This window comes from Streptomyces sp. NPDC027663 (genome assembly GCF_055566415.1).
On sequence record NZ_JBVHSK010000023.1, the window covers coordinates 108,302 to 116,343 of the forward strand.

Sequence of the window (8,042 nt, forward strand, 5' to 3'; positions counted from 1 at the left end):
CACCGACTCTCGTCAGACCTCCTGTTGCGCCCATGTGGTGGCGCTGTGCTGTGCCTGTGGAGTCGGTTGCCGGTTCAGTTCCGGCGCCGGCCGGGGAACGGCCGGGGTGAGCGCCGGCAGATGCACGGTGAACACCGTGTGTCCGGGCGCGCTGTCCACGGTCACGGCACCGCCGTGCGCGGTGGCCACGGCCTCCACGATGGCGAGCCCGAGTCCCGTGGAACCGGTGGCGCGGGACCGTGCGGAGTCCCCGCGGGCGAACCGTTCGAATACATGCGGCAGCAGATCCGGCGGGACGCCCTGCCCGTTGTCCTCCACGTCGACGCACATCCACGGCCCGCGCCGCTGCACCCGCGCGGTGACGGTCGTACCGGGCGGGGTGTGGTTGCGGGCGTTGCCCAGCAGGTTCACCAGCACCTGCTGCAGCCGGGCCGCGTCCGCGGACACCGGCGCCGGCTCGTCGGGCAGTTCGAGCCGCCAGTCGTGGTCCATGCCGGCCGCGCGCGCGTCGCTGACGGTGTCCACGACGAGCGGGATGAGATCGGTGTGCTCGAACTGGAGCGGGCGCCCGGCATCGAGCCGGGCGAGCAGCAGCAGGTCCTCGACGAGCAGGGTCATCCGACCGGCCTCGGACTCGATCCGCCCGAGGGCGTGCCGGGTGTCGGGGCCGACCTGTTCGCGCCCGCGTCTGGTGAGCTCGGCGTACCCCCGGATGGAGGCGAGCGGGGTCCGCAGCTCATGGCTGGCGTCGGCGACGAACTGCCGTACCCGCGTCTCGCTCTGCTGCCGGGCGTGCAGGGCGCCGTGGACGTGGTCGAGCATCCGGTTCAGCGCCGAGCCGACCTGGCCGACCTCGGTGTGCGGGTCGCACTCCGACTCCGGGACCCGCTCGCTGAGGTTGACCTCGCCGGTGTGCAACGGGAGTTCGGAGACCCGGGTGGCGGTGGCGGCGACCTTGCGCAGCGGACGGGTGGCGACGCCGACGAGCACATGGCCGGCGATTCCGGCGGCGACCAGACCGGCGGCGGTGACACTGATCTCGACGAGGATCAGGGTGTTGATGTTGTCGTCGGTGTCCTTGGTGGGCAGGGCGACGTAGAAGGCGTCGCTGCCGTCCCGGCTCGCCATGTACTTGACGAGGTAGTTCCCGAGCCCCGGGAGTTCCACGGTGTGCGCCGTGCCGTCCTTCGGGACGGCGTCGAGCGCCTTCTTCTGGGCGGTGCTCAGGGCGACGGCGCGGGAGCGCTTGAAGTAGCCCTTGTCGTCGTTCTGCTGCCGGGCGACGGCCGCACTCCTGATCGAGGAGTTCTGCAGACAGGCGGCGATGGTCCCGAGCGGTGTCGGCCCCCTCGTCAGCAGGTCCTCGACCTTGGTGCTCGGCGTGGCGGTGTCCGGGACGCCGGGCACCTGCGGGCCTGCCGTGCCGCCCGGCTCCTGCTGCATGTGCCCGACCGCGCGCACGGCGATTTCGGTGACCTTGCCCTCCAGCTGGTCGTAGAGGTGGCTGCGCAGCGCGAGCGTGGTCACCGTGCCGATCACCGCGCACACCACGGCGATCAGCACCACGGACGCGACGACGAGCCGGGTCCGCAGGGTGCGCCGCTTTCCCTCCCCCGCTCCCGGCTTCGCCCGGACGGGGGAACCTTCACGTCGCCTCCGCGTACGCGGCCGTCGTCGCCCGCTCATGACACGGCGGGCTTGATCAGATAACCGGCCCCCCGCCGGGTGTGGATCATGGGCTCGCGGCCCGCGTCGATCTTGCGCCGCAAGTACGAGATGTACAGCTCCACGACGTTGGCCTGGCCGCCGAAGTCGTACGACCAGACCCGGTCCAGGATCTGTGCCTTGCTGAGCACACGCCGCGGGTTGCGCATGAGGAAGCGCAGCAGCTCGAACTCGGTGGCGGTGAGATGGATGGACTCGCCGGCCCGCGAGACCTCGTGGCTGTCCTCGTCGAGGGTCAGGTCCCCCACCACCAGCACGGAGTCGGACCGCCGGTCGGCGGCTCCGGACCGGCGGATGAGCCCACGAAGCCGCGCGACGACCTCCTCCAGGCTGAACGGCTTGGTGACGTAGTCGTCACCGCCGGCGGTGAGCCCGGCTATACGGTCCTCCACCGCGTCCTTGGCCGTGAGGAAGAGGACGGGCACATCGGGCAGTTCGCGGCGCAGCCGGCCGAGGACGGCCAGCCCGTCCATGTCCGGCAGCATCATGTCGAGCACCACCGCGTCGGGCCGGAACTCACGGGCCGTCCGGACGGCCCCCTGCCCGTCCCCCGCGCTCCTGATCTGCCAGCCCTCGTAACGAAGAGCCATGCTCAGCAGTTCGGTGATCGACAGCTCGTCGTCCACCACAAGCACTCGGACGGGGCTCCCGTCCGGCCTCAGCAGTTCGGTGCGCCCCTGGGGCGAGGTCGTGGTCATGGTGGACACCCTGTCGGGATCCTCTGAGAAGACACTTTTCGGAGTCTGTGTTTTTCCTGAGAAACACACAGGCACCTCTCAGGGAAGGGCTGGGAGGGCGCAACAGGGGCGCGGCTCAGAACAGCCCTTCCGGTTCCCTCCTGAACTCCCGCACGGGAAAGGCCAGTCCGCTCTCGGCCGCGGTCGCGGGCAACAGCTCCCAGCCGGTCATCAGCCGGGTGTCCAGCACGGCCACCCCGCGTCCGCCGACCGCCAGATGGAGATCGGGCCCGGCCGCGGCGAGCAGCTCACCGCTCACGGCACCGCCCGGAACGAGTTCCACGACGTCCCCGAACGGCGCCTCGACTCCCCGGATCCCGAAGGCTCCGACGTGATCGGCGACGCGACAGGGCTCCACCCGCAAGGACTCCGGCCACCCGGCGAGCGCGACGGCCCGCGCATGCAGTTCCCGCACCTCGGCGGCACGCTCCCCCTCCGACGCCGGCAGCACCGACCGCACCGCCCGCTTCTCGGCGTACGGAATCCGGTCCGGCACCTGCAGCGCGGCCCGCAGCAACTCCTCGGTGCGCCGCGCGGCCATCAGCGGACCGGTGCCGAGCCAGGTGAAGCAGACGGCGCCCTGTTCGAGCAGCCGGGCCGGCCCGCGCTCGACAGCGGTGATGCCGACCTTCACCATGCCCGGTCCGAACCACGCCAGATACACCCGGTACGGCCGCGGATCGTCCGCGATGGTGTCCGCGGCCACGGAATGCGCCCGGTGCAGCCGCGCGCACTCCTCGCAGCGGGCCCCCGTACTGCGCCCCGGCACGGCGGCCCGCGCCGGGCAGGCATGCCCGCGCGCCCCCACACACGTACGCACTCCCCCCTCCGGAACCGCGAAGGCGACCCGCTTCCCCCAGGGCAGCGCACTGCGCCGCCCGCCGTCCCAGCCCAGCACGGGACCGTCCGGCGACCACCGCAGCCCCGAGCACTTCCACACCTGTGCCATCACTTGCGAGGGTAGGGGCCGGCTCTGACAACGGGCTGGGAGGAGGTCGGACTGCTCGGCAGGTGAGGTCCGGCTGCTCGGCAGGTGAGGCGTCCGCTGCTCGGCAGGTGAGCCGGCCTGCTCCAGGAGTACCCTCGCCCCGCAAGTTGATCACGTGTCCCCGTTGGGCGACGATGACTCCATGAGTCACGGCTTACGGCGTATCAGCGGACTGATTGTCCTGGTCGCGGGCATCGCCTTGGCCAGTTGGCTGGTCTTCGGGGCGCCGCACGACTGGCACGGCGCCAAGGCACTCTGGCGCATGGCCTTCGGCTTGAGCGCTCTGGGGATGGTCAGCGGCTCGCCGATGCTGATCTTCCCTGACACCTCCGCAAGCGAAGACGCCCCCGCAGCCGAAGACACCCGCGAGGACGACGACATCCGCGAGGACGAGGGCCCCTGAGGGGAAGCGGCCCCGGGGCTGTTCCCGGCCGGGTGGCGGCGGAGAGTCCTGTTCGGGTTGTGCCGGGTTGTCCGGGCGCTCGGGTGTGGGCAAATTGAACAGTGACCACCGACCCCACACCATGGGACATGTGATGACCTCGCCCCGTGAACCGGAGTCCTCGCCCCGTGGACCGGAGTCCTCGCCCCACCTGGGCCTGAACGGGAACCGATCGCCGATGAATGCGAAGCTGGCGCGGCTGGAGGAGGAGAACGCCCAGCTCAGGCAGGCGGTCGAGTCCCATGCGGTCATCGATCAGGCGATCGGCGTTCTCATGGCCGTGTACAAGCTGCCGGCCGCCGATGGCTGGGACGCGCTGCAAACCGTGTCCCAGCATCTCAACATCAAGCTCCACAGCATCGCAGAGGACGTCCTCGGCTGGGCCCTGGGACAGCCCTGGCCGGAACAGGTGCGGCGGGAACTTGAGCAGCATGTGCGGCGGTGCCGTCAGCCCTGACAGCCGCAGCCGCCCTCGCCCTCGCCTCCTGCTGACCCGTCCGGGGTCCTCACCACCGAGGCGGTGCGGCCCTCGGACCTGCTCCCGGAACTCGGTGTCCCAACGGCGGGACGACGAAGCGCAGTTGCGGCGTGGAGGCGTCAGCGCACGGAGTCGGCCGGGTGGGGGTGGGTGCTCGGGGTGGCTCAGCCTCTGCGGGGTCGTACTCGGCTGTTCGGGCAACGAAGCGAGCTGCCGTGCCGGGCGTCGCGGACGTCAGAGGTCCTCGACCTGTGATCATGAGGCGTTCGTGGAAAGTGGTCGATGAGCAGCTCCAGGTCGCGGGGCCGATGGCCGCCGTCGTGTGACGCTCACGGAACGCACTGTAGGTGATCTGGTGAACTGGTTGACCTCGCTGCCGGCAGTGGCGCTGGTCGTGGGCGGGCTCGTGTTTGCCTTGCTGGTCGCGGCCGCGGCGCGGGTCGGCGTCCGGGCGCTGGTACCGGCCGGGGAACAGGACCGGGTGCCGCAGATCGCCATGCCTCTGATGCCGACGCTCGGCGCCGCCTTCGCGATCTTTGCGGCACTCTCACTGGCCAGCGAGGCCGGCTACCTGCGCGCGGCGGAGGCGCTGGTGAGCGACGAGGCGGCCTCGGCCTCCCGCCTGGCCTGGGCGGCGACAAGTCCGCGGGTCCGGTCGGAGCCGATCCATACGGCACTGCTGGACTACTTGCGGACCACGCGTACCAGGGAATGGGAGGGGCCGGCAGCGTCGTCCGGGGACGACCCGGCCACCGCTCGCGCGATCGCACGACTGGAGCGGAGTGTGCGCACCGAGGCGGCCCGGCCCGAGGTGGGAACCCCGACAGGCACCGAGCTGGTGGCTTCCCTGGACGGTGTCACCAGTAGCCGTCGCGCCCGCGTCGCGGCCGCCTCGCGCGACGTTTCCGCGCTCTACGTCGTCACGCTCGCGGTCAGCGGCCTGGCCATGATCGTGAACTCCGGCGCGCTGGTCTTCCGCAGCAGTCTGCGAACGTCACTGCTCGTCGTGGGTGTTGCGAGTGTGGTCGGGCTCAGCCTGGCGTTGCTCTTCGCACTCAGCGCGCCCTGGAGTGGACCGTTCATCGTCAGCGGGCATCCGCTCGACACGATCACCGGGGACCTGAAGTCCGGCTTCTTCCACGGTGTCCCGTAGCCGGCGGGCACGATCGGTACGCCGGCCACCGATCACCGGCGGCCGTTGCCGCCCGGCCCATTTTGCCGTGCACAGTTGCCGCACACCTCTGAAACGCAAGAGGCCCCGGAGTGATCCGGGGCCTCTAACCTGTGTGCACTCGGCAGGATTCGAACCTGCAACCTTCTGATCCGTAGGATCGGGCAGGTTGGCGGGCGGAGGCTCCGCCTTCCTCCCGGCTGATCGCTGACGGTCGTGATCAACGGTCTCTGTGTGCCGTCGTTGCCGTCAGGGTTGCCGTCAGATCTGACCGGTGAAACCGACTCGCAGCGTACGCCGGACTTCAGGCCCAGCCAGGCTTGGAGTTACCACTTCCTCTACGGGTTCAAGGCGGCCCGCCTGCGGCGAGCCGCGCGCAGCAGTCAGTCGCTTGGTGTCAGAGAAGGGGGACGTCATGGCGAGGGCGGTTGACTCCGCGACTTCAGGCAGCCACTTTGCCGCGAGCACCGAAGATCACGGCCTCAAAGGCGCTACGCCAACCTAAGTGGCGAGCTCACGAGACCGTTATCGCTCGCCTCCGCCGGAAGAACGGTGGCTGCGGCCGGACCCGCCAGCGGCTTCGTGGCTGCCGCCTCTCTGGGTGGCAGTGTGGTGGTTCAGCACCTTCATGATCTCCGAGGCCAGCACATCTGCCAGAGCGGGCGCGAGAGATTCTGCCAATGCGGTCGCGAGGGTCTGCGCGAGCAGCACCCGTTCCAGTTCCGAGGAACGAGCAGGCGACTGGGAAAGGAACGTCACGGCCGCTTCCATGAGGGCTCCCGCCAGTGGGTCTTTCCCGTGTTTGACACCGGCGCCGGCATGAGGGACTCCGGCATCACGCACAATCTCCTCGAAAATCTCATCGACAAAGGCCCCCAACGGATCCCGCTCCGATTTGTCGTCGGACTCAGCTGCCATCGTGTTTCCTCAGGTCTTCGATTGCCGTACGGGACCTGCCCTCCGGTGCCGACGACTACCGGCACCGGAGGGCAGAGTGTCGCTGATTCCTGTCAGCGGCCCATGAGCGCCGCAAGGAGGAGGGGATTCTGGATCAGCGACTCACCACGCTCTTCGCGGCGGCGGCGCATGAGCGCAGCGAGCAGGAGGGGGTGCTCGATGATCGACTCCTCGCCGCCCTCTTCGCGGCGACGACGCATGAGCGCAGCGAGCAGGAGGGGGTGCTCGATGATCGACTCCTCGCCCCGCTCTTCGCGGCGACGACGCATGAGCGCAGCCAGCAGGAGGGGGTGCTCGATGCCCGACTCCTCGCCCCGCTCTTCGCGGCGACGACGCATGAGCGCAGCCAGCAGGAGGGGGTGCTCGATGCCCGACTCCTCGCGACCCTCCTCACGGCGACGCGCGAGCGCGGCAAGGAGAAGCGGGTGCTCGATGATCGGTTCCTCGCCGCGCTCCTCACGCCGGGACAGCAAGGCTGCCAGTAGAAGCGGGCCGAAGGCGGATTCCTCGCCGAACTCTTCCTGGCCTACGCCAGCCTTTTCACGAGTGGGAGTCTCCGTCGCTGCCGTCATGGGTTCCTCTTTCTTTGACGCATGACTCGGCGGAGTGCTCGGCTGACACCAGCAAGCCTCGCGCTCCACCCTTCAGCCCAATCGTCAATGTGCGCGACACCGACCGCATTTCGATCATGCTCCAATTGGCCGCTGCGTTCCGAGCGGGTGTCGCGGGCGCAATCAGCCGATATAGGGCCGCTCACGATGTTCGAGGAAGTGGCGGATCCGAAGCCGCTGCGTGTGGTGCATCGGCAGCTGATCAATCTCCTCTGGCTGGACGAACCGCAGCTCCGTGGACTCGTCCGAGATCGCGAGCCGGCCCCCGACCACACGAGCGGTGAAGCAGACGTTGAACTGCCTGCGCACCTCACCGTCCGAGTAGGCGATGATGTGGCGAGGGTCGGTGTACGTGCCCACCAGCCCGGTGATCTCTACGTCCAGTCCGGTTTCTTCCTCCACCTCGCGGACGGCCGCTCCCGGGAGTGAGTCGGTCATCTCCATGCCGCCACCTGGCAGCGCCCACAGATCGTTGTCCCTGCGGCGCTGAAGGAGTACGCGCCCTTCGTCGTCGGTGACTACGGCGGACGCGGCGACCACCAGGCTGTTCGGCTCTGGTGCCGCTGGGTCGGCGTAGTACTCGGTCCGTGCCATGGTCACCCTTCTCGTACCGGCGTCGCGGTCTCCCACACTGCGTCGAGGCTGCTGGCGCAGGTGTCGAACATGCCGCCCTTTCCGCTGCGCCGAAGATGCCACACGGGAGCACCGTAGGCGTTCACGCCCCAGACATGGGCATTGACCAGTGCCTGGTCATCCGCACGATAGATCGAGTTGTAGAGCGTGGTGGCATGGGTGCGCACCTCGATGCCAGGTACCCCAGCAAGGGGGCGGTAGTGCATAAGACCGTGTCCTACGTGGTGAGGCGGACGAGTCGCTTGTAGCAGCAGAGGGCGGCCGCGAGTCCGAGAAAGGCCAGGTAGTTGCGGGGATTGC

9 protein-coding genes and 1 pseudogene are annotated in these 8,042 nt (G+C 69.3%); 3 read left to right on the top strand and 7 right to left on the bottom strand.

What is annotated here, in order from left to right; translation table 11 throughout:
* Positions 1–12: 12 nt before the first annotated feature.
* The 3 genes from ACZ4SF_RS36135 to ACZ4SF_RS36145 form a co-directional block, all read right to left on the bottom strand.
* Entirely contained in the window at positions 13–1,686 is a 1,674-nt protein-coding gene (locus tag ACZ4SF_RS36135; RefSeq protein WP_468392944.1) for an ATP-binding protein, read from the bottom strand.
* A complete protein-coding gene (locus tag ACZ4SF_RS36140; RefSeq protein ID WP_199833709.1) occupies positions 1,683–2,423 on the bottom strand; it encodes a response regulator transcription factor in 741 nt (246 codons plus the stop codon). Before ACZ4SF_RS36140 ends, ACZ4SF_RS36135 begins: the two co-directional genes overlap by 4 nt.
* Before the next feature lie 115 nt (positions 2,424–2,538).
* Complete coding sequence (locus tag ACZ4SF_RS36145) at positions 2,539–3,411, bottom strand: DUF2797 domain-containing protein (RefSeq protein WP_468392946.1); 873 nt, start codon at positions 3,409–3,411, stop codon at positions 2,539–2,541.
* 181 nt (positions 3,412–3,592) lie between these two features.
* Here ACZ4SF_RS36145 and ACZ4SF_RS36150 point away from each other — a divergent pair, with 181 nt between their 5' ends.
* From ACZ4SF_RS36150 to ACZ4SF_RS36160, 3 genes are all read left to right on the top strand, one after another.
* On the top strand, positions 3,593–3,853 hold the full coding sequence (locus tag ACZ4SF_RS36150; RefSeq protein WP_468392948.1) for a hypothetical protein: 261 nt from the start codon (positions 3,593–3,595) through the stop codon (positions 3,851–3,853).
* Between the two features lie 217 nt (positions 3,854–4,070).
* Positions 4,071–4,349, top strand: a complete 279-nt coding sequence (locus ACZ4SF_RS36155; RefSeq protein WP_468392950.1) for an ANTAR domain-containing protein — start codon at positions 4,071–4,073, stop codon at positions 4,347–4,349.
* A 376-nt stretch (positions 4,350–4,725) separates the two neighbouring features.
* Entirely contained in the window at positions 4,726–5,523 is a 798-nt protein-coding gene (locus tag ACZ4SF_RS36160; protein ID WP_468392952.1) for a bestrophin-like domain, read from the top strand.
* Between the two features lie 543 nt (positions 5,524–6,066).
* Here the strand turns inward: ACZ4SF_RS36160 and ACZ4SF_RS36165 are convergent.
* From ACZ4SF_RS36165 to ACZ4SF_RS36180, 4 genes and pseudogenes are all read right to left on the bottom strand, one after another.
* On the bottom strand, positions 6,067–6,459 hold the full coding sequence (locus ACZ4SF_RS36165) for a hypothetical protein (protein ID WP_468392954.1): 393 nt from the start codon (positions 6,457–6,459) through the stop codon (positions 6,067–6,069).
* A gap of 92 nt (positions 6,460–6,551) precedes the next feature.
* Positions 6,552–7,070 (bottom strand): hypothetical protein, encoded by a 519-nt coding sequence (locus tag ACZ4SF_RS36170; protein ID WP_468392956.1) that lies wholly within the window; start codon positions 7,068–7,070, stop codon positions 6,552–6,554.
* 162 nt (positions 7,071–7,232) lie between these two features.
* The gene (locus ACZ4SF_RS36175) at positions 7,233–7,703 is read right to left on the bottom strand and encodes an NUDIX hydrolase (protein ID WP_468392958.1); all 471 of its coding nucleotides are present in this window, start codon (positions 7,701–7,703) and stop codon (positions 7,233–7,235) included.
* 2 nt (positions 7,704–7,705) lie between these two features.
* Positions 7,706–7,951 (bottom strand): annotated as a pseudogene (locus ACZ4SF_RS36180) (XRE family transcriptional regulator); the annotation flags it as partial.
* Positions 7,952–8,042: the final 91 nt, after the last annotated feature.

Coding starts and splice junctions, on each gene's coding strand:
- ACZ4SF_RS36175 (WP_468392958.1), bottom strand. CDS start 7,703: ATGGCACGGACCGAGTACTACGCCGACCCAGCGGCACCAGAGCCGAAC.
- ACZ4SF_RS36165 (WP_468392954.1), bottom strand. CDS start 6,459: ATGGCAGCTGAGTCCGACGACAAATCGGAGCGGGATCCGTTGGGGGCC.
- ACZ4SF_RS36155 (WP_468392950.1), top strand. CDS start 4,071: ATGAATGCGAAGCTGGCGCGGCTGGAGGAGGAGAACGCCCAGCTCAGG.
- ACZ4SF_RS36135 (WP_468392944.1), bottom strand. CDS start 1,686: ATGAGCGGGCGACGACGGCCGCGTACGCGGAGGCGACGTGAAGGTTCC.
- ACZ4SF_RS36150 (WP_468392948.1), top strand. CDS start 3,593: ATGAGTCACGGCTTACGGCGTATCAGCGGACTGATTGTCCTGGTCGCG.
- ACZ4SF_RS36145 (WP_468392946.1), bottom strand. CDS start 3,411: ATGGCACAGGTGTGGAAGTGCTCGGGGCTGCGGTGGTCGCCGGACGGT.
- ACZ4SF_RS36140 (WP_199833709.1), bottom strand. CDS start 2,423: ATGACCACGACCTCGCCCCAGGGGCGCACCGAACTGCTGAGGCCGGAC.
- ACZ4SF_RS36170 (WP_468392956.1), bottom strand. CDS start 7,070: ATGACGGCAGCGACGGAGACTCCCACTCGTGAAAAGGCTGGCGTAGGC.